Annotated in this window: 21 protein-coding genes and 4 tRNA genes; 15 read left to right on the top strand and 10 right to left on the bottom strand. The window is 45.2% G+C overall.

The features are described from left to right. The first annotated feature begins 66 nt into the window (after window positions 1-66). The 3 genes from ACQY3H_RS04585 to ACQY3H_RS04575 are packed head-to-tail and all read left to right on the top strand — an operon-like array spanning window position 67 to window position 2602. Window positions 67-585 (top strand): OmpA family protein, encoded by a 519-nt coding sequence (locus ACQY3H_RS04585; RefSeq protein ID WP_428075318.1) that lies wholly within the window; start codon window positions 67-69, stop codon window positions 583-585. A gap of 27 nt (window positions 586-612) precedes the next feature. Then, complete coding sequence (locus tag ACQY3H_RS04580) at window positions 613-1293, top strand: tetratricopeptide repeat protein (RefSeq protein ID WP_428075316.1); 681 nt, start codon at window positions 613-615, stop codon at window positions 1291-1293. Window positions 1294-1309: 16 nt separating this feature from the next. After that, window positions 1310-2602 (top strand): DUF5050 domain-containing protein, encoded by a 1293-nt coding sequence (locus ACQY3H_RS04575; RefSeq protein ID WP_428075314.1) that lies wholly within the window; start codon window positions 1310-1312, stop codon window positions 2600-2602. 104 nt (window positions 2603-2706) lie between these two features. Here ACQY3H_RS04575 and gatB read toward each other — a convergent pair whose 3' ends face one another. Beyond that, entirely contained in the window at window positions 2707-4152 is a 1446-nt protein-coding gene (gene gatB, locus ACQY3H_RS04570; RefSeq protein ID WP_428075312.1) for an Asp-tRNA(Asn)/Glu-tRNA(Gln) amidotransferase subunit GatB, read from the bottom strand. 35 nt (window positions 4153-4187) lie between these two features. Between gatB and ACQY3H_RS04565 the strand changes: the two genes are divergently transcribed. Further along, window positions 4188-5702 carry a lipid II flippase MurJ gene (locus tag ACQY3H_RS04565; RefSeq protein ID WP_428075310.1) on the top strand — a complete coding sequence of 505 codons (1515 nt, stop codon included), beginning with the start codon at window positions 4188-4190 and terminating at the stop codon, window positions 5700-5702. Here ACQY3H_RS04565 and ACQY3H_RS04560 read toward each other — a convergent pair. The 4 genes from ACQY3H_RS04560 to ACQY3H_RS04545 all read right to left on the bottom strand — a co-directional run bounded on the left by ACQY3H_RS04560 (window position 5676) and on the right by ACQY3H_RS04545 (window position 8928). Then, window positions 5676-6665, bottom strand: a complete 990-nt coding sequence (locus ACQY3H_RS04560; protein ID WP_428075308.1) for a glycosyltransferase family 2 protein — start codon at window positions 6663-6665, stop codon at window positions 5676-5678. The two genes, ACQY3H_RS04565 and ACQY3H_RS04560, sit on opposite strands and share 27 nt — an antisense overlap. Further along, window positions 6638-7720: a glycosyltransferase family 4 protein gene (locus ACQY3H_RS04555; RefSeq protein ID WP_428075306.1), complete on the bottom strand. Its 1083-nt coding sequence runs from the start codon at window positions 7718-7720 to the stop codon at window positions 6638-6640. The genes ACQY3H_RS04560 and ACQY3H_RS04555 overlap by 28 nt, the downstream gene beginning before the upstream one ends. Before the next feature lie 10 nt (window positions 7721-7730). Further along, entirely contained in the window at window positions 7731-8738 is a 1008-nt protein-coding gene (locus ACQY3H_RS04550) for a glycosyltransferase (RefSeq protein ID WP_428075304.1), read from the bottom strand. Window positions 8739-8854: 116 nt separating this feature from the next. After that, window positions 8855-8928: transfer RNA gene (locus tag ACQY3H_RS04545), tRNA-Met, on the bottom strand. A gap of 94 nt (window positions 8929-9022) precedes the next feature. On the opposite strand from ACQY3H_RS04545, the gene ACQY3H_RS04540 reads away from it, so the two are divergent. Then, the gene (locus ACQY3H_RS04540; protein ID WP_428075302.1) at window positions 9023-9571 is read left to right on the top strand and encodes a type IV pilin protein; all 549 of its coding nucleotides are present in this window, start codon (window positions 9023-9025) and stop codon (window positions 9569-9571) included. A 267-nt stretch (window positions 9572-9838) separates the two neighbouring features. Here the strand turns inward: ACQY3H_RS04540 and ACQY3H_RS04535 are convergent, their stop codons facing one another. The 4 genes from ACQY3H_RS04535 to ACQY3H_RS04520 form a co-directional block, all read right to left on the bottom strand. Then, the gene (locus ACQY3H_RS04535) at window positions 9839-11566 is read right to left on the bottom strand and encodes an ABC transporter substrate-binding protein (RefSeq protein ID WP_428075300.1); all 1728 of its coding nucleotides are present in this window, start codon (window positions 11564-11566) and stop codon (window positions 9839-9841) included. After that, window positions 11563-12519: a C39 family peptidase gene (locus ACQY3H_RS04530; protein ID WP_428075298.1), complete on the bottom strand. Its 957-nt coding sequence runs from the start codon at window positions 12517-12519 to the stop codon at window positions 11563-11565. The genes ACQY3H_RS04535 and ACQY3H_RS04530 overlap by 4 nt, the downstream gene beginning before the upstream one ends. A gap of 6 nt (window positions 12520-12525) precedes the next feature. After that, a tRNA-Pro gene (locus ACQY3H_RS04525) sits at window positions 12526-12598 on the bottom strand. A gap of 140 nt (window positions 12599-12738) precedes the next feature. Next, a tRNA-Ile gene (locus tag ACQY3H_RS04520) sits at window positions 12739-12812 on the bottom strand. Window positions 12813-12899: 87 nt separating this feature from the next. Between ACQY3H_RS04520 and ACQY3H_RS04515 the strand changes: the two genes are divergently transcribed. The 4 genes from ACQY3H_RS04515 (at window position 12900) to ACQY3H_RS04500 (ending at window position 14926) form a co-directional block, all read left to right on the top strand. After that, window positions 12900-12970: transfer RNA gene (locus tag ACQY3H_RS04515), tRNA-Gln, on the top strand. A 262-nt stretch (window positions 12971-13232) separates the two neighbouring features. Further along, window positions 13233-13832, top strand: a complete 600-nt coding sequence (locus ACQY3H_RS04510) for a DUF488 family protein (RefSeq protein WP_428075296.1) — start codon at window positions 13233-13235, stop codon at window positions 13830-13832. Beyond that, entirely contained in the window at window positions 13829-14272 is a 444-nt protein-coding gene (locus ACQY3H_RS04505) for a DUF488 family protein (protein ID WP_428075294.1), read from the top strand. Before ACQY3H_RS04510 ends, ACQY3H_RS04505 begins: the two co-directional genes overlap by 4 nt. A gap of 6 nt (window positions 14273-14278) precedes the next feature. Further along, the gene (locus ACQY3H_RS04500) at window positions 14279-14926 is read left to right on the top strand and encodes a dual OB domain-containing protein (protein ID WP_428075292.1); all 648 of its coding nucleotides are present in this window, start codon (window positions 14279-14281) and stop codon (window positions 14924-14926) included. Between the two features lie 167 nt (window positions 14927-15093). Here ACQY3H_RS04500 and ACQY3H_RS04495 read toward each other — a convergent pair whose 3' ends face one another. Further along, the gene (locus ACQY3H_RS04495; protein WP_428075290.1) at window positions 15094-15729 is read right to left on the bottom strand and encodes an ankyrin repeat domain-containing protein; all 636 of its coding nucleotides are present in this window, start codon (window positions 15727-15729) and stop codon (window positions 15094-15096) included. Between the two features lie 80 nt (window positions 15730-15809). Between ACQY3H_RS04495 and lysS the strand changes: the two genes are divergently transcribed. From lysS to ACQY3H_RS04465, 6 genes are all read left to right on the top strand, one after another. Next, a complete protein-coding gene (gene lysS, locus ACQY3H_RS04490; RefSeq protein ID WP_428075288.1) occupies window positions 15810-17324 on the top strand; it encodes a lysine--tRNA ligase in 1515 nt (504 codons plus the stop codon). A gap of 129 nt (window positions 17325-17453) precedes the next feature. Beyond that, on the top strand, window positions 17454-18932 hold the full coding sequence (locus tag ACQY3H_RS04485) for a hypothetical protein (RefSeq protein WP_428075286.1): 1479 nt from the start codon (window positions 17454-17456) through the stop codon (window positions 18930-18932). Window positions 18933-18981: 49 nt separating this feature from the next. Then, window positions 18982-19479: a type IV pilin protein gene (locus ACQY3H_RS04480; RefSeq protein WP_428075284.1), complete on the top strand. Its 498-nt coding sequence runs from the start codon at window positions 18982-18984 to the stop codon at window positions 19477-19479. A gap of 49 nt (window positions 19480-19528) precedes the next feature. Beyond that, the gene (locus ACQY3H_RS04475; RefSeq protein WP_428075282.1) at window positions 19529-20746 is read left to right on the top strand and encodes an ABC transporter permease; all 1218 of its coding nucleotides are present in this window, start codon (window positions 19529-19531) and stop codon (window positions 20744-20746) included. 3 nt (window positions 20747-20749) lie between these two features. Continuing rightward, entirely contained in the window at window positions 20750-21415 is a 666-nt protein-coding gene (locus ACQY3H_RS04470) for an ABC transporter ATP-binding protein (RefSeq protein ID WP_428075280.1), read from the top strand. Between the two features lie 10 nt (window positions 21416-21425). Next, window positions 21426-21809: a tetratricopeptide repeat protein gene (locus ACQY3H_RS04465; RefSeq protein ID WP_428075278.1), complete on the top strand. Its 384-nt coding sequence runs from the start codon at window positions 21426-21428 to the stop codon at window positions 21807-21809.

Raw genomic sequence — 21809 nt, 5'->3', positions numbered from 1 at the left:
GACCAGCATACTAAAAAGTTAGTATCATTAGTATTGTAGAAATACAAATCTAAAATGGAGAAGCACATGAAAAACTTACTCAACGTAGTTTTAGTTTTCGCCTTGGCCGCCACCTTGACCGCCTGCAAAAAGAACGTTAAAGATGATGCCAATGCGGACTTGACCGCCGGTACCAACTCCGGTGTAGAAATGACATTGGAAGAAACCACTGTGGAAGACGTAACCATCCCGACGCAAGAAGTTGCCTTGGGTGCCGTATATTTTGCGTTAGATAAAGCCACCTTGACTTCCGATGCCCGCAAAATTGTAGAAGCCAACGCGCAAGCCATCAAATCGGCTGCTACCGTAGCCAACTACAAAGTAACCGTAGAAGGCAACTGCGACGACAGAGGTACCACTTCTTACAATATCGCCTTGGGTCAAAAACGCGCCGAAGAACTCAAAGCCAACTATGTGCGCTTGGGTATTCCCGCTGCGAACATTGAAACCGTTTCTTACGGGGAAGAAAAACCCGTTTGCACGGAAGCAACCCAAACCTGCTGGGCGAAAAACCGCCGCGCAGAAACGCTCTTAAGCGTCAAATAAGGCTGTTTTGGCAAGGAGCCCGAACGCATGAAAAACTTTACGAAACTTATTTTTATGGCCGGTTCGGGCTTTTTGCTGTCCGGTTGTATTGCCAGTCAAAACGATATCAGCACGCTTAAACTGCAATTACAAGAACTTAATCGCACCATCGTCCAAATGCAGGCCAACCAAGCGGAACTGGCCGGAAAAATGGACGAGTTAAATCAAAATTTATCCGTATCTAACGAGAACTTGTCCCAAATGGACGAGCAACTCTCCAAATTTTCCACTAAATTAGATGACCTCGCCGCCTCGGTTACACGTCCGGCGGAGACCAGCAAACCGTCGGCCACCATGTTGCCTTCCGATTTATTTGCCCAAGCCAAAACGCATTTAGACAAGGCGGCTTATGACTCGGCCGCTACCGGATTCAAACTCTATATTTCCACTTATCCCGACGGAGAAAATGTAGAAGAAGCCTATATGTATATGGGCGACGCTTACAGCGCGCAAAACAAAAATAAATCGGCCGCGGTAGCGTATGCTACCTTATTACAAAAATTTCCGAAAAGCAAATTGATACCGGCGGCCCGTCTGAAATACGCACGCAGTATTATCCCGTTAGATAAAAAAGACGAAGCCAAAAAGTATCTCAATTCTATCGTGCGCCAATATCCGTCCGCACCGGAAGCCGCACTTGCCAAAGAAGAATTGGCAAAATTAAAATAAACCGGGAAACTTTATCATGAAAAAACTTATTTCATTAGCGGTTATTACAACCGTCCTTGTATGTCTTTGTGCGCCGGTTTTCGCCGCGCCCAAAACCGATGTGTATATCGGTATTACTTCGGTGGGTGACAAACACCTACCTGCTATTGGCTTACCGCAATTTGTCGCCGATGCTCAAAGCGAAAGTGCCGCCCAATTGGTACGCGAAACTTTACGCGCCGATTTACTCTTTGCACGCTATTTTGACATCAATGAAGACGGCCCCGCGTTTAACGCATCTAAACTCAGCCAAACCATGACCGGTTGGGCACGCGCCCGGGCAAGTTACTTACTCGTGGGTTCTATTTCATATAGCGAGCCGTACTATACGATTAAAATTTACGTCTATGATTTATCCACCCGCACCGCGGTATTTTCAAAAGCGTTCAAAGGCACCAAAACCAGTTTGCGCCGCTTAGCCCACATCGCTTCCGATCAAATCACCGCGGCACTTACCGGTAAACGCGGCATTGCCGATACGAAAATTGCGTTTGCCAACAACGCTACCAAACACAAAGAAATTTATATGGTAGATTACGACGGCGAGAATTTGCAAAAACTTACCAACGATAAAAGCATTGCTTTACTCCCGCGCTGGTCTAAAGACGGACGCATTTATTACACCACCTACAAATACCGCAACCCGGATATTTTTGCTATTGACTTAAAAGCGGGCAAAATTGCTCCGGTCATTATTCGCGGCGGGCTTTCACTTATCGGCGGTGTATCGCCGGACGGAAAAGCGCTTGTCTTTACGTCATCCGGCGGAGCGAACCCGAGTATTTACATTTACAATTTAGAAACACATAAAAAACAACGCATTACCAACAAGGCGTCTGTGGACGGCTCGCCGTCTTATTCACCCGATGGCAAATATATTACGTTTGTATCTAACCGTGCCGGCAATCCGCAAATTTACGTCATGGAATTAGCCACCGGGCAAACGCGGGCACTTACCAAAAATTTCAACTGGTCGGATAGCCCGCAATGGTCTCCCACCGGGGAATGGATTGTATTTTCCGGACGCGAAGCCCCGTATCACCCGATGGATATCTTTTTGGTCGATTTAACGGGCACGCAAATTCGCCGTTTAACCACCGATGCCGGCTCTAACGAAGACCCGACTTGGTCTCCCGACGGGCGGTTTATTGCATTTACTACCACCCGCAACGGCTCGCGACAGTTGTATTTAATGGATATGGACGGCAGCGCGCCGCATGTGTTGGCTGATTTACCCGGTGATTCTTTCACGCCGCATTGGAGTTTTTAATAATAAAACGTTCTTATCTTACGTTTTTGCTTTTTCAAAACACAACGCACAAAATCAATTGATTTTGTGCGTTGTTGTTTTTAATCAGGAACTTAATCGTTTCGTTATCCCAGCAATTTCGCCAGTATTTGGCTGATTACCCGGGGGTTGGCTTTACCTTTGCTCAACTTCATTACGCCACCCACCAGCGCTCCGATAGCGGCCTTGTTGCCTTTTTGGTAATCGGCTACGGCTTTGGGATTAGCGGCAATGGCTTCTTTGGCCCACGCTTCTAATTGGCCTTCGTCAGTTACTTGCACCATACCGCGTTTAGCGATAATATCCGCGGCCTTGCCGCCATGCGCGTAAATCTCGTCAAACACTTCGCGCGCTTGTTTGCGGTTGATTTTGCCGCCTTCCACAAATTCTAACAGTTCGGCCAATTGCACCGCCGACATGGGCGAGTTTTCAATTTCTTTTTTCTCTGCGTGGAGCATACCGAGCAAATCGGTTTGTATCCAGTTAGACGCCGTCTTAAGCGACACTTTACCGCTTTTGGTCACTGTTTCAAAATAATCGGCAATTTCGCGCGAACTGGTCAATACACCCGCATCATAAGCAGATAATCCCGCCGCCATAAAGCGCGCTTCTTTGCTTGACGGCATTTCGGGCATACCGGCTTTGATGTTCTCCAGCCACTCATCTTTCAGCACGAGCGGCGGCAAGTCCGGCTCCGGGAAATAGCGGTAATCTAACGCATCTTCTTTCGAGCGCATGGGGCGGGAAACACACTCCACTTTATCCCACAAGCGCGTTTCTTGTTTCACTTGTCCGCCGGCATTTAACACTTCGGTTTGGCGGTTAATTTCAAATTGCAATGCATCACGAACAGCCTTAAATGAATTTAAGTTTTTCAGTTCGGTACGTGTGCCGAATTTTTCCGTTCCGACCGGGCGCAAAGACACGTTTACATCTACGCGCAATTCGCCTTTTTCCATATCACAGTTGGACGCCCCCACCCAACGCATCAAGCGCTTAATTTCGGTGAGATACGCATAGGCTTCGTCAGGCGAGCGCATATCGGGCATAGACACAATTTCAAGCAGCGGGCTGCCCGAACGGTTAAAATCTACCAAAGAGTGATCGGCAAAGTGCGATGATTTGGCCGCATCTTCTTCCAAATGCGCGTGGTGAATACCGATACGTTTTTTCTGTAAATTATCTTTGGGGCCGAAAGTAATTTCCACATAGCCCGCACCATTAATCGGCTCATCAAATTGGGTAATTTGGTATCCTTTGGGTAAGTCCGGATAAAAATAATGTTTGCGTGAAAACGATGAGCGTTTTTGCGTTTCACAATGTAGGCTCAGCCCCGCACGCACCGCCAGCGCCACAGCGCCTTCGGTCAGTACGGGCATTGTGCCGGGGTGCCCCATACAAACAGGGCAAACGGCGGTGTTGGGTTTTGTATCTTCCCCCACACCGTTAGGACAGGTGCAAAACAATTTTGTTTTGCTGGCGAGTTGGACGTGTATTTCCAACCCGATAACAGGTTCAAATTGGGTTGTCACAGTTAAAGTTCTCCTAAATTACTATAATACTAAATATGGTTCATCTTTTTAAGCCCACTTCATACCGTACCGGGGCGGCGTTAGCCGTCGGAACGACCGCTTTGTGGAAAGGACTTTCCTTTATCAATGCACTTCTTATAGCGGCCTATTTCGGCGCGGACAGCGCCACGGATTTGTATTTTTATCTGTTAATTACCGTCGGTATCGGGTGGTATTTTTTACAGCGTCTCAATATCGCCGTCATTATTCCGCAGGCCATGATGTTAGACGAACAACAAAAGTTCGGCGGGCGCAATTTGTTAAACGGTTATCTCTATTTATACACCGCAGCAGCCATAGGGCTCATCTTATGCGGTTGGTTGTTTCCGGTTGGGTTGGTACGATGGTTTTCGCGCTTTGATATGGCTTATTTAAGCGCACAACACACGTTAATTTTTGCGGCGTTTGTCATGTTCGCATTGCAAATATTATCAACGTATTTACTGGCCATATTGGAAATGTATAAACGGTTTGCCACCGCCCTGTTTAACCCCTTAAACGCTTTATTGCCGCTTATATTTTTGCTCATTTTCGGGCGCTCGTATGGAATTATCAGCATGTTGTGGGGATTTATTCTATCATACGGCCTACAAACGCTCGTGCTTCTTATCATGCTTAAAAAAGAATTACATTGGCAATTTACTCACGGCGAAATTTTTCACTCCCGCCAATTTATGCAAAACCTGCTAAGCAACCAATGTTTGGAAGTGGGCAACATTATGGTTGGCTTATTGCCTCTCTATTTGCTCAGCGGGTTAAACGCCGGGACGGTCAGCGCCCTAAACTATGCCAAGCAACTATCCGATTCATCTAACGAAGTTTTTGTGGCGCGTATTACAAACATTTCTAAAATTCAACTAACCGAATACAGCGCCAAACAAGATTGGTCGTCCTTATCCGTGGCCTATAATACGGCGCATCATTTGTTATGGTTTTTCGTAACTCCGTTGGTAATTTTTACGATAGGATATGCTCCGCAAATTGTTACCTTGTTTTTTAAGCGCGGGGCCTTTAGCGCACAAAGCGTATATGAAACGGCTGCTTTCTTGTGCCCGTTAATGATACTGGTATGGTTGGTTGTACCGGTTTTAATGCAAAGCAATATTGCTATCGCCGTGCGAAAATTAAAAGAGTTTTTACCCTATGCGTTAAGCGGAATTATACTCTTTGTTGTTACCGTTCCGTTTGCTATTACTTATTTCGGGGCGGTAGCGTACGTGTACACGCAAGTGATTACCGTAGTTGTCGGGCTGGGTATTAACGCTTTGTTTTTTAGAAAATACACCCCGCAAATATCGCTCAAAACTTCTTTACTGGACGGTCTACGGCTTTTATCGTGTAATATAATTGCGCTTGTTCCCGCGCTTGTATATAAGTGGTACGGTGCCGGAGAAAATGTATGGTTAAGCGTAGGAATCGGCGGGTTAATTTTTGTAGCCGTGCTTGCCGCGTTGACGTGGTACAGCGGCGACCTGAAACGCTTTTTACGCGCGGTAAAACAAACGGCGTAAAAAACGCATCAACCGGCTGTACGAGAAGGAACCTTTCAAACTTTTCTCAAAGAGATACTGACGCAAACGGAATTTCAACGGACGGGTAGCAAATGTTCCCGGTGGGATTTGTAATTCGTCGCGGTGGGTGCGTAAAAATTGTTCTTCTTCGCCGGTAATGCCGTATTTCTCCATAAAACTACATAACGCTACCCGGAAAATATACTCAAACCCCGCTGCCAAATCAGTATATGTACCGTGTTGTTTAAGGATGTTACGCGCTTGCAAAAAACCTTCTGCCAAACTGATAAACCGTTTTTCCCCGCTATGGCTTTGCGAGTTTTCGCGCTGGCGGTAAAAATAATGTGCGTTAGGGGCAAAGGCAATTTTATCGGCGCGGGAAATTAACGCGGCCGCCGGAGCAATATCTTCCGCATTAGAAAGCGTGCTTGCTTGCCACGTAAGTTTATGTGCTAGTTCGCGTGCGATCAATTTACCGCATAAAGCCATAGCCGCAGAACCGTCTTCAAAAATATTCACGCGTTTTTTGCCGGATAATTCGCCGCCCTTAAAAAGGGGCGGCACGCTAAATTGCATAGGAATTTCGCCCGCGAATTTGATCAGCGGCGCCACGACCAATGGGGCGCGCGTATCTTGAGCCGTTTGGTACAAAGCGGCCAAATACTCGGGAGAAATTGTATCATCTCCGTCCACAAATGTAATATATTCACCGCGCGCTTGTGCAACGCCCGTGGCACGGGCCGCCGCTAAACCGCTATGAAGTTGATTGATGACATGGGCATGGGAGTATGTAGCGGAAAATTCGTTTAAAATTTTTTCACTACCGTCGGTAGATCCATCATTTACAAAAAGAATTTCAACGGAGTCAAACGCTTGTGCGGCTAAACTATCCAAGCAAGCAGTTAGCCAATTTTGCACATTATAAATAGGAACAATTACGCTGATAAGCGGGCGGTTTGACATAAGCGTTCGTAATCATCTAAATAATTTTCTAATGAAAAACGTTGGGTAACTTCACGGGCGCGCTCACCAAAAGCGCGACGTTTTTGTTCATCTTGCATTAAATCGGTAAGCGCGGCGGAGAAAGCCGAAACGTCATCTTGCGGCACTAAAATTCCGTCCATATCATGGCGGATAATCACGTCCGGCCCGGTACAGTTAAAACTGACCGCCGGAACACCTAACGCCATGGCTTCCAGCAAAACGAGCGGAAAACCTTCCGCCCGCGAAGACATCGCCAAAATCTGCGCGTGCACGTAAGCCGAAAATACTTCTTTTTGCGGCGGCACGAAATCTACACTTGTTGCAATTCCCAATTTGTCGGCTTGTGCTTTGAGTTTTTGTTCGTCCTCTCCGCCGCCGATAATGGCCAGCCGCCATCCGTCTTTTCGGGCCGTTTTCCACGCGGGCAAAAGTCGGTCAAACCCTTTTTGTGAAGTTAAACGTCCCACCGCAAGCACATAATTACAACCCGGTTTCATAAATGCCGGGCGAGCATACTCGGTTTTAGACGGCACAAGTGCGGGATTATATACCACCTGTGCGCGCCAACCCGGGTGATTCTCTTGTAAGAATTGTAAATCTCGCCGGGACAAAACCGTTACACTATGCGCAAAACGGAGTAAAAAATTTCGCAAAATTTCCCATTTGCGCGAATAGGTTAAATGACGAACGTCCAAATGATCTGCGTAAATATACGGAACATGCAACAGCAAGCAAGACGCCAGCACACTGATTGTCATAAAACTGATAACCACTTGCGGGCGGGTTTCTTTTAACGCACGTGTTAATTTGAATAAGCGCGCCATCCCGCCGAATATTCCGGCGGCGCGAAAAGAAGGCAAATGCACACGCGCCCGCGTCACAGACGCGGGCAGCGTATAAAAATCGGGGACGGTATCATCCAGTGTTAACAGGGTAATTTGATGGCCACGCACGGCAAGTCCGCCACACAGATACGTCATCATACGCTCCGCGCCGCCGCCGCCCAAATTACCAATCACACAGGTGATACGCACAAAATTCCCACTATTTTAATAAAGCGCAAACGGCTTGCATAAAGGCAGCAAAAGGATAGCGGTCTTTGTGTTTGCTGGCTTCTACCGCCATACCTACGCGTTTGCCCCAGTTAACCATTAAATCGTCTAACGCAATCGTAAAAGGTTCTTCTTCGCCGGCGTTGACAATAACACCATTGACGCCATTGGTAATAAGTTCCGTAACGGCCGCGGATTCGCACGCCACGCACGGGAGTTTGCTGGCCATAGCATCTAACAAAATATCAGCGTGAGCCGGGTTTAATGCCGGATACGCAAAGATATCGGCGTTGCGCAAGAAACTGTAAATGTCGCTTTTGGCCGGAACGATTTCGGTACTATCTTGTAAATTATGTTTAGCAATAAATTTTTGCAAAGTTGATTTTTGTGTTCCGTCGCCCACAATCGTTAAATGCCACGTTTTGTGTGCAGGTGCCAAACGTGCCCACGTTTGCAAGAGCGTATCAAAACCGCTTTCTTTAGTAAGCGGCCCCACGGCTAAAATATTATTTTCTTTCTTAAAGCAAGTGGGTTTATCATAGTTGTAATGTTCTACCCACACGGCCGGCTCCGTAACGCGTTGTGCATTGGCACCGTATTTGGCTTTGGCAAGCGGTTTATCGTCACTTCCTAACACAAGCACGCGTGCCGCTTTTTGCAACAAGGCTTTTTTCGTTTTGACGGGTTTATCTTCTTTGAAATTTTCATACTCTACATAGATAAACGGTACTTTGGCCTGCATAGCGGCTTCACACGTGCGTAAATTCATCACGCTAACCAACATATCCGTGTGAGATTTAGCAAGCATATCGGCTAGTTTTTTAGTAGTTGTTAAATTGGTATATTCTTTGACGGCCACGGAAGTGAACACATCTCCTTTGCCTTTGGGCGCAAACAAACTGACCTGATGACCTTGCCCTTGTAAAAATTCCGCCACTTTCACACCCAATCTGGCGGCACAAACGGTTTTACTTCCCCCTAAACTAACAACAATGTTCATAAGAAATCTCCTTACTCTAAAAATCTTTACCTTTATTTTACATAAAAAAGGGGGATCCCGCCAAAACCTCATAAAAAAACCGCCCTTTCGGACGGTGGAGATATTGTTATGAAAAATTGCGGGGGTTGGATTTGAACCAACGATCTCAAGGTTATGGGCCTTGCGAGATACCAGGCTTCTCTACCCCGCAAAATTATTATAGCAAATTGTAATCGGCGGAGCAAATTTGAATAAGGGAAATTATATATAATAAAACTAGCCACAAGAACGAAAGGAGATGTTTTATGAAAAACAACCGCGCATTTACATTGATTGAATTATTAGTTGTTGTACTGATTATCGGCATATTGGCCAGTGTAGCACTTCCGCAATATAATAAAGCGGTGGAAAAAAGCAGAGCCACAGAAGCATTATCTTTACTCCGAACCATTAACCAAGCCGTGGATGCTTACTATTTAGCATCCGGTGAATATCCTGCGTCCTTTGACGAATTATCTATAGATATCCCATGGACAGGTCGCGAAGTCGGATATGCTAGCAGCGTTGTAAAAGACAGCCGGTCTAACGGAAATTGGTCCGTACAGTTGGAAAAAGCCGGTTGCCAAAGTATTATTGCTACCCGTTTAGATGGCAAATACAAGGGAGGTGGATTTTTCGTAGAAAAAAACTGTTCAACCTCTTACCCTTGGAATAATCATGAAATTTATTGCACGGAATTTTTAACCGGGAGTAAAGTTTTTTCCGGCACGGCTGGAGATTTTTGCACAAAAATCATAGGGGCTTCGCTTAAAGGCACTTCTTCTGCTTTGCGGGCCTATACGTTACCCTATTAAGGCACAGCAAATACAAAACAATCTAAAACACAAACGGCAGACATAAGTCTGCCGTTTGTGTTTTAGATACGAAACTTACGAAGAGCCGTTTTCAAATCAGCGCGATAAGAACGAAGGCCAACACCCGGTTTTCAGTTTTTGTGCCTAGGCAAGGCCGCAAGTTGAGTGACGCGTACGTCCGCAAGACAACGCACCGCGTTGCAAGTACGCGAGCGAAAGTCGGCCTTGGATAGGCCAAAAATGGAAACCGTTACAGCGCGGTATAAACTACTTATACATCGGATAGAAGTAGATGCCCATATATACCGGGTTGTCTATAAACCCTTTCACGTTTTTATTCATCGCCCACAAGCCGGTCGGGTGTACGGTATAAATCTGCATAGCATCTTCATGCATCAAATTATGTACGGCTTTGTAAAGCGCGTTACGTTTGGTTTGATTAGTTTCTGCCACGGCTTTTTCTATCAGCACGTCCACCGCCGGGTTTTGATACCCTTGCGACAGGGCATACCGCCCCTGGCTATGCAAAAACGGGAAGTAAAAATTGTGCGCGTCCGCATAATCGGCCACCCAACCGCGGGCCCACATCGGCATTTGGCGGCGGGCTGTTTTTTCCAAGAACGCAGGCCACGTAACGCCACGCAAATCAATTTGGAATTTCGGGTTTAATTTTTCCACATTGCGTTTTAGAATTTCGCTGGCAATTTGGCGCATTTCGCCGCTGGTGTTGTAGGTAATGGTAAATTTGAATCCTTTTTCCCACACTTGGCCGCCCCACGCTTTTTTGAAGTGTTCCTCGGCTTTTTTCAAATCAAACGTATAATGTTTGAAATCATTATCGTATTTAACAAGTCCCGCCGGAGCAGGCCCGAGCGCCATTTCCGCACGGCCTTCCATAGATTCTTTCAAAAAGGCGTCGTAATCAAATGCATATTCAAACCCTTTGCGAAGATCTTTATCGCTAAAGAAATCGGACGGGATACCTTGTCCGTCCAACTTGCCGGAGCCGACATCGGGGTTGGCATCCATATTGATATCCAGCGTAAAGAAAATGACCGGATCCGTACGCAAGCGCGGCAGATTATCATATAAGTCAATCGTTTGGCTGTCTTTTAACTGCGAAATAAATTTAGGCGATAGTTCCGCCACGTCCGCATCGCCCGATTCTAACATGAGACGTAGTGTACTCGGTTCATCCACCGTCATCATTAAAATCGTTTTGAGTTTGGGCGCGCCTTCAAAATAATTTTCGTTGGCGGCCAATGTCAGGCGTTTGGCGGCAATATCCCAGCGGGCTACCTGAAACGGCCCGGTGCCGTTGGTTTTATCAAATAATGCATCGGCATCTTTGGCAAAGTTATTAAACTGTTTCCACGTTTCTTCGCTGCCGTCCCATGCGCCTTGCTCTACCGCCCACGATTTATTCATCACATACCCCCACCGCGCCAAAATATATAAGAACGGCGCAAACGGACGTTTGAGCGTGATGACTACATTGTTTCCGTCCACGCGCACGGCCTCGGCCGCGTCTTTATAACTGACGACAATTTCGCCTTTATCGTTGCGGGTGGAAGAAACCCCTAAAATCGGTTCTAATAATAGGCTGGACGGCCCGCCGGAAATATCAGAAAGCAAAAAGCGTAACAAAGAGTAGCGCACATCTTCGGGTGTTAAATCGCGCCCGTCGTGGAATTTGACTCCTTGCCGGATCGGAAATGTGTACGTGCGGCCGTCCGCGGAAATCAAGCCGTTTTCTTTAGTGGGAACTTGCGTAGATAACGACGGCAACAGTTCGGTTAAAGAACTGCCGTTAAATTTTAAGAGCGTATCATACACGTTAATAAGCATACCATGCGTTACACCGTCGTAGGAAAAAACAGGATCTAACGATTCCATTTCCCCTTTATGCGCCACGATAAGCGTATCGGACGCGGTTTGCTTGGCGCACGCGCCAAACAGCAAAACTGCACTTAACAGAAGTAATAATTTTTTCATCGTTTCCTCAAAATATACGCCGCCCCTTGTTTATTTTTAAGCCACGCGCGCGCAAAAGGGACAGCATCATACGCACGCAATACTCCGCTTGAAGTTTCGGCAGCCGGATCGGCCACTAAAATTTTGCCGTCTTGATAACCGCCGATAAGCACTAAATGTCCGGCCGTTTGCGGTTGGGCGGCATCGGGCAATTCATTTTTAGCATACGCAATACTCGCAACGACCAGCGAATTAGGCGTACAAAATCGTTCCAATTCTTCCAGCGAACTAAACCGCCGGAAATACACATCAAGCCCCTGTTGGGAAGCATACGCCGTATTAAAAAACCAATTTCCGTAAATATCGGCGGAACGGTCATACACATTTTGCAGCACACGCACGAGTGCGGTGCGCCGCCCCAAAGCATTGAGTGCCATACAGACGGAAGTCGGGCTGCAAATGCGGTTTTTATCGGGCGATTTTTGCTCTTTTTGGGAAATAGGTTCTATGCGCATCCAAAATTTTCCGCGCGGCAAACGGGCGGCTTTTTTCTCGTTAAACACAAACGGCGTGCGTACCCCGCTAACGCCTAAACCACGCAAAGGGACTTCGCCTTCCATACGTAACCGAAAACGGTAATAACGCATGGGCACGGACAAAATAAGTTCATCTGTGCGTACCAGTCCCCAACTGTTTAGTTGGTCGGGAAAACTTTGTTGGAAAGTTTCGGACAATAAACCGAGTTTGAAAAAAGGACTCCAATTTTTGCCGTCGCCTACTTGCACTTCCACAAGTAAGCAACCGTCAAAACATGCGCCTAAATTAACAGATAACACCAACGAGGAAAATGCGAACGGCGCTTTTTGTGGCTTGGAAATAACCGTGCAAATCCCGTCGGACACAGAACGCCCGACTACTTCCGCTAAGGTATGAACGCGGTTGAAGATACAAGAAGGATTTAGCACGTTAATCATAAAAAATCGGGGCACCCGGACTTGAACCGGGAGCCTCCCGCTCCCAAAGCGGGCGCTCTACCACTTGAGCCATGCCCCGTTGGTTACATTGTAGCAAAAAAGGACAAGGGGGATTTAACCGTTTTGCTTTTGCGTATTCGAACCCCGGCCGAAGATAAAACCGCGTGCTTGATTGAATAAAAAATTTGGGCTATCCACAAGGGATAACCCAAATTTTACTGCGCCCACCAGGACTTGAACCTGGAACCCATCGATTATGAGTCGATTGCTCTAACCAATTGAGCTATAGGCGCGAACTCTTAATTTATTATAACAAATTCTCACCCAACCCGCGGGAGTTTGTGCGTCTTAGAAAAAATGTGATAAAATATAATTGTCACTCCGGGATGGTGTAATGGTAACACGGGTGCCTCTGGAGCATTAATTCTAGGTTCGAATCCTAGTCCCGGAAAAATTTAGGCCTCGCATATGCGGGGCCTATTTTATGGGAAGAAGGCACATTCCTGGTAAGCATTTACGCAAGCAATCTATGAAACCCTTGGGCACTTTTTGGGCACACTATATCTGCCAATTCTACCGCCCTAACGTAATGTTAGATTCTATAAATAGGTGTGCCATTTTTCATGCTTTTGGGCACAGTTAATATAAAAACTCATCATGAAATAAAGCTAGTGTTATTTGCTACAATGTAGTTAATTCACCCCCGAACGCCTATGAAAAGAATATATACCATTGGATATGCCGGTTTTGATATCGACACATTTTTAACTACTTTGCGCCGATACTCCATTTCTGTACTCATTGATGTTAGAAGTGTTCCAAAAGCATCTGAATACTATGAAGCATATAGCAAGGAAAATCTTAGACCTTTCCTTGAACAAAATGGAATTATATATAGGAACTATGCACATGAGTTTGGGGCTAGACAAAATAATAGAGAATATTTTACAAATGGCTATTTAGATTTTAAAAAATTTACTCAAACAGAGACATTCAAGAGCGGAGTAGAAAAAATTGAGAAAGGGTTATCCCTAAACTATAATTTTGTGTTAATGTGCGCAGAAAAAGACCCTATTAATTGCCATAGAAATATTATGGTGGCAAAAGCAATGCGAGATATGGGGTTTGAAATATCACATATTCTTTCCGATGGTTCTCTGCAGACTCAAGAAGAAATGGATACACGATTGCTTGATTTGTACTTTAAATATCCTTCATTGTTTGATGCACCAATGGATCAAAAAGCAATGCTAGAGGAAGCATACCGACGGCAAAATGAAAAAATTGGATTCAAGGAGAAAGATATCAAATGAACTTATACACTATTGGCTTTACGCAGAAAAACGCACAAGAATTCTTTACTCTCCTAGAGCATAATCGGGTTGAATTACTAATTGATGTCCGCTTAAACAATAAATCCCAACTTGCTAGCTTTACAAAAGATCCGGACCTCAAATTCTTTCTAAGTAAGATCTCTAATGTACAATATGCACATGATATTTCATTTGCCCCCACGAAAGAACTTTTAGATAATTACAAAAAGAAACTTATTACATGGGAAACTTATGAAGCAGAGTACAATGATTTAATCACAAAACGGAAAATTGAGCGAGCATTTACAGAAATCGTTCAAGATAAATATCAAAATGTTTGTTTATTGTGTAGCGAACCCACCCCAGAACATTGCCATCGTAGGCTTATGGCTGAATATTTAAAACGTTGGAATCCCACAATCCAGATTATTCATATTTAGAGGTATATGAAAAAAGAAATTCTCCTTTTGGCTAAATCTCCCAAAAATCTTAAACTCTGTGTTGTGGGTCTTGATTTAGAAACGGGCACATTTGTTAGATTATTATCAAAAATTGGAAGCGAATTAATGCCTAATCATTTAAGATGTTCCAATGGTATTGATGCGGAAGTATTGGATGTTGTAGAAGTTGATTTTTTGGCTCCCGCTCCTTCTTTTTGTCATCAAGAAGATTGGAGAATTAATACAGATATTCCCTTCAAGTATTTATGTCCTTTCGGAGTAAACGATTTAAAAGGGATTTTGTCCACAGATCCATTTATCTTTGGAAACACCAACTATGCTCTTAGTCTTGGAGAAGCCAAGGTAGTAACGAAATCAATTTTACTAGTTAAAATTACTGATATTCAAAATACAATTTCCGTTTCTTTAACAACTAGGAAAATTAGAAATAAACTTTTTTTTAATTACAAAGGAAGGGCTTATGCAGATTTTGCAATAACTGATTTTAAATACAGGCATTCGCGTTCAAAAATATCATATAAGGAAGCGCTTGCAGTTATGACTCTTGCTAATCCTATAGATACATATAGTCAAGAACATGGACTGTGTTATAAATTCATTGCTCAGTTGTTTCCCTTAGACGATCCCATGTGAAAATCAGATAGCATATAAGCTATATCTTAATTGAAGAAGGACCGGGAGCTATAAAGAAATAGGGCACTATTTTGGTCACTCCCCCGTCGGTAGAATCCCTCTTGGTGGGCGCAAAAACTTACCCCTACCGCAAGGCAGGGGTAAATTTTTAATTTATCCGATTTGTTTTATTTCTCTTTTTCCGTTGCTATGCGCGGGCGCGGGCCGATAATAGATAAGACTTTAAGCGCAAGCGCATAATCTTCTTTTTCGGTGTCGGAAAATTTTTCATTTTTCGCCAAAATATCCGCGATATTTTGTCCGTCAGCGGGCTTAATATCCGGATCGGCACCGGCACGCAATAATTTTTTAACCATGCCGGGTGTATTAAATTGTGCGGCAATCGCAAGGGCCGTATAGCCGTCGCGGTCGGCGGCGTTGATGGGCGCACCCGCCGAAAGCAAATGCCCCAGGACCGGTTCGGACATATTATACCGTGCCGCCACCATGAGAACCGTTTGCCCGATACTGTCTGTAATGGTAGTATCAGCCCCTTGTTTAATCAAGTGTTCAATCATTTCCGGATCGGCATTATGTTGCACCGCATAGAAAAGAGCGGTCCGGCCTGTTTTATCCCGTTCATTGAGGTTATCGGCATGCCGAATCATCCGCAACACTTTTTGCTGTTCGGTTTCCTGTTCAAAAGAGCGCATCAATTTGGTGGCTCCGCGCTCGTCGGCTGCATTCGTTTTATAGCGGTAATAAAATCCGCCGCCGAATAACAAAACAACTACAACTAAAAAAATAGTAAAGTTTTTGTTCATAGTTGTATTGTAGCACTTTTTCGGCGGATACCTACAAATTTGATAAAATATAAGTAATTATTTATAAACGAGGTTTTATTATGGCTGACAATACACAAGCCCAACACAACAATTCGTTAGACGAAATTATCAAGGAGCGTTACGCCGAAGTGGATGAAATCCGTAACATGGGTATTACTCCTTATCCCAACCGCTGCGAAAAAACAATTTCCTGCGCGGGCGCTAAAAACTCTGCTGAAAATGCCGAAGTCGCCACTGCCGGACGCATTATCCAACTGCGCTTAATGGGCAAAGCCGCGTTTGCACACTTGCGTGATTTTTCGGGCCGCGTGCAACTGTACGTTGCCAAAGACCAATTGGGCGATGAACCGTATCAATTCTTCAAAAAACATATTGCCGTGGGTGATTTTGTATCCGTTAAAGGGCACATGTTTGTTACCAAAACGGGCGAAAAAACCATTAAAGTTACGTCTATGACGTTACTCTCCAAAGCCATCCGCCCCATGCCGGAAAAATATCACGGCTTGCAAGATACCGAAGTACGCTTTCGCAAACGTCATTTAGATTTAATTGCGAACGAAGAAGTCAAAGATATTTTTGTAAAGCGTGCCAAAATCATTTCCTCTATTCGCAAAACATTAGATGAAAAAGGATTTTTGGAAGTAGAAACGCCGATTTTGAATCCATCTTCGGGCGGTGCGATTGCGCGTCCGTTTGAAACGTATCACAACGCACTAAAAATGCCGCTCTATATGCGTATTGCGCTGGAACTTCACCACAAACGCTTAATTGTGGGCGGGTTAGATAAAATTTATGAAATCGGGCATATGTTCCGCAACGAAGGCATTGACACCACGCACAACCCCGAATTTACAATGATGGAGTTGTACCAAGCGTATGGGGATGTCAATTCCATGGCTGATTTGTTTGATGAAATTTTAGGCAACGCCGCCAAAGCCATCGGCGTGGAGCAAATCCATTTCCGTGGCTATGACGTAGATTTGCGCCCGCCGTTTAAGCGCCTTTACATTCCGCAAGCGTGGCAAGAAAAATTCGGTCACGATATTCACGAAGTCTTAAACGGACGCCAATTCAACCGCGCCAAATTGGAAGAAGTCGCGCGTGAACAAGGTGTGAAATTTACCGAAAACGACAGTGATTCCGCCATTTTTGACGAACTCTTTGAAGGCAAATTACTCGCCGATTACCACAACCCGGTCATCGCGTTAGATTATCCTACCGCCGTCAGTCCGTTTGCCAAAACCAAACCGGGCGACCCGGAACTGGTAGAACGCTTTGAAGTGTTTGTGAACGGGCAAGAACTTGGCAATGCTTATACCGAGTTAAACGATCCGGCTGACCAACTTCAACGCTTAAAAGACCAGGCCGCCGCTAAGGCCGCCGCCAAAGGCGAAGATGCCGAAAATGCCGATATTTTGGATGCCGATTATATTGAAGCGTTGGAAAGCGGCATGCCGCCTACCGGCGGGATGGGTATCGGTATCGACCGTATTATTATGATGCTGACCGGACAAGATTCCATCCGTGAGATTATCTTGTTCCCCACGCTTAAAAAATTAGACGAAGAAAAATAACCGCCGTCATTACGTTTCGCATAACACAAAACCCAAAACATTTGTTTTGGGTTTTGTTAATTTTTGCTTGACGTTTCTGCGTTTCCTATCTATACTATAAATATCCTCTACAAGTAACAGGGAAAACGTATGAAACGGATATTTTTTCTGGGGGCTCTCTTGCTAACAGCGCCGTTATCGGTGTGGGCGCGCACTCCGTGGGCTATTTATCAAGGGGCCGTGCATGACGATTCCTTTGCCGTGGACCATTTAATAGACCAGCGGCCCATCCTTTATGCGGTTTCCGATGAAGTCACCCCGGCCGAAGAAACAATTTTCAAAGAAAACATGCTCCGCTGGTTACAGGGAACCGAACAGTTAATCATAAAAAGCAAACGCACCAACGAGTTTCAAGACGTGTTGGATATCTTACACCACGGCCTGACGTTACGCCGCGTATCTTCGCCGGCGGAAGCAAACATTTATCTGAATGTTACGGAAGAACCGAACTGCGGCGGAAATATAGCCTGTTTTGAAGATAAAGGATACAACCCGTATCATACAATTTGGGTGCATAAACAAAACAGAGATAATATCTCGCACATTACCTTGCATGAAATCGGCCATTTTTACGGTTTGGCCGATCAAGATGGAAAATGGATTATTTTTGCTTCCGCCAATCACTCTTGTGATGTGAACCCGCAAACGTTAATGGCGAGCGTAGCGCCCGATTTAACCTACGACGATGCCGACGGTTTTATTAACTTAATCGATTTACATTTGGCCCAACGTCACGACGGTAAATTTTCCAAACGTGCCCAAAAAGGATGGAAGAGTTTAGATCCCGATTCCCGCAACATCTACCAAAATGCCCAAACCATTACCCGCCAAGCCGCGGGAACGTGGGTAGCGGAACAAGGGGACAATAAACGCGTGATTTCCCGCACTTATAAAAAAGGCACACTACAAGAAGAAAAAAACGGGTGGCTCCAGCAATCTCCGATGGAAATTTTCTATATCTCCGGCAGCGGGACCATATTGCGTGATCCCAAAACCCATCTTATTTCTTCCGTAAGCACGGTGGAGCGGCAGACGCAAGCCACCTACGGAAGATATTTCACGTACGGTAATCCCGTCAAAAAAGACGGTCAAACCGCCATCCCGGTATCTGTCCGGGAAACCATCAACGGAAAAGAATTTAACCGCCGGGAAGTATATATCAATGCCGCGGGAGAATTAACCGGAATTGAAAATATCTATTTGACCAAAAACCGCTATAATACCACGATTCCGTTGTCCAATCAAACTCTGTCTATTTACTTGGATGGCGACTTAACCGACCCCGCACACACCAGGTACACAGTGCTTGATTTTAACCAACCCCAATCGATATTAAAAGGGGAGATTAACGGGCAAATGGCCGACTTTGTATATAATGGGTATTCGGAATCTTATCCTATGCCGCCGCAAACGTGGCAAACCTTTTACCCTTTTTATTCGTTGGCTACGACTCACATGTCCTATGTGACGAGTTTCTATAAAAACTTTTACGAGCCTTTATTTGGCTTGTCGCAACAACAAGAACAAATACGCGATCAACTTAATAAATCATTGAGTACACACCGATAAAACCTTTTTTGCTGGATACCCAAACAAGATCTATACACGGATAATTTTTATGAACAACAAAGCATTTACACTTATTGAGTTATTGGTGGTGGTACTTATCATCGGCATTTTGGCAAGCGTGGCTTTGCCGCAGTATAAGTTTGCCGTAGCCAAAGCGCGTGCCACACAACTTGTTACCACTGCTAATAGTATTGTTCAGGCCGAAGATCGGTATTATTTAGCCAACAATGCTTATACTAACCAGTTAGATGACTTGGACATTGAATTTCCCGATGCGAACAAGCCGGTCGGCCAAGGAAACCTTTTAATTCAATTAATTTTGCAAAATTCTACTAATCCTGACCATGTCGTTGTTCAGGATAGACGTTTAACCGGTGTCGAGTTACGTTTTGGCTATTCGCATACTTCTTGGACCGCTTGGCAAAATTGGAGAACTTGCTATGCTACAAAAACAAATGATTTAGCCAATAAATTGTGTGCGCATATTGCCAATTCCAAATCAAAACAAGATAACGGTGGCGGAAGTTGGGTATATACCCTGCAATAGTTCTTATAAGTTTTGGGCCGTCGTTATTATTTAGTACAATAGTAATAATATGAATTTTGAACGGTTCGTCGCCACGCGCTATTTAACCCGCCGCCAAGGGTTGTTTGCCTTTATCACTACGCTTATCGGTGTGGCGGGTGTAGCCGTTGGGGTAGCCGCCCTAATTACCACTTTATCCGTTATGAACGGCTTTCAAACCGATATTAAAGATAAAATTATCGGCGCGCAAAGCCATATCCTTGTTTTCGGGCGGATGAACCCCGATACTTACCAAGAAAAAATTAACCAAGTACGCCAAAACCCCCTTGTTGCTGCGGCCGCACCGCACATTTACGGGCAAGGCATTATTACGTACGCGGGCCAAAGTTTAGGTTTAGTGGTACGCGGGTTAGACCCGGAACAAGAAAAAAACATCAACACACTTGCCGACTCTATTACCGAAGGAACTTTTACCCCCGAATGGGCCGAAGATGCACCACCGCCGCTCGTGCTCGGCACCGAACTGGCCGATAATTTAGGGTTAGATATCGGGGATGACGTGGTATTGATTTCCCCCCAATCTATCGCCACGGGCGCGGGGATGTTTCCGCGGATGAAAAAATTTCGCATCAGCGGGTTACTTCGCACCGGATATTATGATTTTGACAGTACCATCGCTTATACACTTCTCCCGCACGCAAGCGACTTTTTAGGCCTTAAAAACGGCGTAACGGGCATTTCCGTTAAGTTAAAAAATATCAATACGGCTGACGAAGCCGCCGAACAAATTCAAGAAATTGTAGGCTATGATTACTCCGTCAAAACCTTTGCCCAAATGAACAGCACGCTCTACGCCGCGTTAAAGTTAGAAAAAACGATGATGTTTATTATTTTATTCTTGATTATCGGGGTAGCGTCGCTCAACATCGCAAGCAACTTAATTTTACTCGGCACAGAAAAACTGCGCGATATCGGCATTTTGCGTGCAATGGGTGCCAGCCCGGCCCATATTCAAAAGATTTTTATGTGGGAAGCGTTAATTATTGCTACCATAGGCATTGTGTTGGGCTTACTGCTGGCGGGTCTGTTGTGTTGGATAATTGCTACCTTTAACATTGTAGAACTGCCCGGCGATATTTATTATCTCACCAAAGTACCGGTACGTATGCAATGGTTAGATATTGTAGCCGTCATTAGCGGCAGTTATTTAATTTGTTTTGCGGGCGGGTTGTATCCGGCAATAAAAGCCTCGCGCGTGAACCCCACCGACGCTATCCGCTATGGGTGATGTATGATTACATTGGAACACGTTACGAAAATTTACGGGCAAGGCCAAGAAAATTTATGCGTATTGGAAGATATATCGCTTACCTTGGCGCGCGGGAAATTTACCGTTTTACTCGGGCCGAGCGGCTCGGGGAAAAGTACGCTGCTTAATTTGATTGCCATGTTGGATAAACCCACCGACGGTAAAATCTTTGTGGACGGTACCGAAATCACCGCCCTTAAACGGGAGTCCGCCCGGTCGGCCTTGCGGCTTAAAAAAATGGGATTTGTGTTTCAATTTGACGGACTATTGCCGGAATTTTCGTTAGCCGAAAACGTAGATATGCCGGCCCGCTTGCGCGGAAAACCCGATTTGGCAGCCGCTACGAAATTACTGGAAAATTTTGGCTTGAAAGATAAAGCGGGCAAACTTCCCGCTGATTTATCCGGCGGAGAAAAGCAACGTGCCAGCATTGCGCGGGCATTGCGCAACCACCCGGCTTTACTGCTTGCCGATGAACCGACCGGCAATTTAGATGCCGCGCGCAAAATTCAAGTATTTGAAGATTTTGCCCGCATGAGCCGCGAGCAAGGTTTAACGGTAGTCATGGTGACGCACGATACACACGCCACCCAATACGCAGACGAAGTTTATACATTAGAAAACCGTAAATTAGTAAAAACAAAATAACGAGGGAATTATGGAAATTATAGAAATGCGTACAGGTATCACTTCAATTTTCGCGTTAGCGGTAGCGTTATTTTTCTTACATAAATACGCGGCTAATCCGTTAAAAACACTCCTTGCCAAAGCCGCTAAAAACGATCCGGAAGCCCAATATCAAATGGGACAAGTGTATTATAAAAACGAAAAAGAATTTGACCATTTCAGACAAGCATTCATGTGGTTTGAAACAGCCGCCAACAATGGGCACGTCCGTGCCATGATTGCGCTAGCCGATATGCTTAAAGTAGGCGAAGGCTGCAATAAAAACCTTAAACGCGCCACCAATTGGTATAAAACCGCCGCCGATATGGGCGATGCAACCGCTAAAGAACGCCTGACGCAATTAGACGAAAAATAG

Source organism: Candidatus Avelusimicrobium luingense (assembly GCF_902757105.1).
GTDB lineage: Bacteria > Elusimicrobiota > Elusimicrobia > Elusimicrobiales > Elusimicrobiaceae > Avelusimicrobium > Avelusimicrobium luingense.
The sequence above is the reverse complement of the archived record's forward strand: the minus strand, read 5'-3'. Positions and strand labels throughout refer to the sequence as shown.

Bases quoted from the DNA above. Each gene is read 5' to 3' on its own strand.
- ACQY3H_RS04585 (WP_428075318.1), top strand. From the start codon at position 67: ATGAAAAACTTACTCAACGTAGTTTTAGTTTTCGCCTTGGCCGCCACC.
- ACQY3H_RS04580 (WP_428075316.1), top strand. From the start codon at position 613: ATGAAAAACTTTACGAAACTTATTTTTATGGCCGGTTCGGGCTTTTTG.
- ACQY3H_RS04575 (WP_428075314.1), top strand. From the start codon at position 1,310: ATGAAAAAACTTATTTCATTAGCGGTTATTACAACCGTCCTTGTATGT.
- ACQY3H_RS04565 (WP_428075310.1), top strand. From the start codon at position 4,188: ATGGTTCATCTTTTTAAGCCCACTTCATACCGTACCGGGGCGGCGTTA.
- ACQY3H_RS04560 (WP_428075308.1), bottom strand. From the start codon at position 6,665: ATGTCAAACCGCCCGCTTATCAGCGTAATTGTTCCTATTTATAATGTG.
- ACQY3H_RS04550 (WP_428075304.1), bottom strand. From the start codon at position 8,738: ATGAACATTGTTGTTAGTTTAGGGGGAAGTAAAACCGTTTGTGCCGCC.
- ACQY3H_RS04540 (WP_428075302.1), top strand. From the start codon at position 9,023: ATGAAAAACAACCGCGCATTTACATTGATTGAATTATTAGTTGTTGTA.
- ACQY3H_RS04535 (WP_428075300.1), bottom strand. From the start codon at position 11,566: ATGAAAAAATTATTACTTCTGTTAAGTGCAGTTTTGCTGTTTGGCGCG.
- ACQY3H_RS04530 (WP_428075298.1), bottom strand. From the start codon at position 12,519: ATGATTAACGTGCTAAATCCTTCTTGTATCTTCAACCGCGTTCATACC.
- ACQY3H_RS04510 (WP_428075296.1), top strand. From the start codon at position 13,233: ATGAAAAGAATATATACCATTGGATATGCCGGTTTTGATATCGACACA.
- ACQY3H_RS04505 (WP_428075294.1), top strand. From the start codon at position 13,829: ATGAACTTATACACTATTGGCTTTACGCAGAAAAACGCACAAGAATTC.
- ACQY3H_RS04500 (WP_428075292.1), top strand. From the start codon at position 14,279: ATGAAAAAAGAAATTCTCCTTTTGGCTAAATCTCCCAAAAATCTTAAA.
- ACQY3H_RS04495 (WP_428075290.1), bottom strand. From the start codon at position 15,729: ATGAACAAAAACTTTACTATTTTTTTAGTTGTAGTTGTTTTGTTATTC.
- lysS (WP_428075288.1), top strand. From the start codon at position 15,810: ATGGCTGACAATACACAAGCCCAACACAACAATTCGTTAGACGAAATT.
- ACQY3H_RS04485 (WP_428075286.1), top strand. From the start codon at position 17,454: ATGAAACGGATATTTTTTCTGGGGGCTCTCTTGCTAACAGCGCCGTTA.
- ACQY3H_RS04480 (WP_428075284.1), top strand. From the start codon at position 18,982: ATGAACAACAAAGCATTTACACTTATTGAGTTATTGGTGGTGGTACTT.
- ACQY3H_RS04475 (WP_428075282.1), top strand. From the start codon at position 19,529: ATGAATTTTGAACGGTTCGTCGCCACGCGCTATTTAACCCGCCGCCAA.
- ACQY3H_RS04470 (WP_428075280.1), top strand. From the start codon at position 20,750: ATGATTACATTGGAACACGTTACGAAAATTTACGGGCAAGGCCAAGAA.
- ACQY3H_RS04465 (WP_428075278.1), top strand. From the start codon at position 21,426: ATGGAAATTATAGAAATGCGTACAGGTATCACTTCAATTTTCGCGTTA.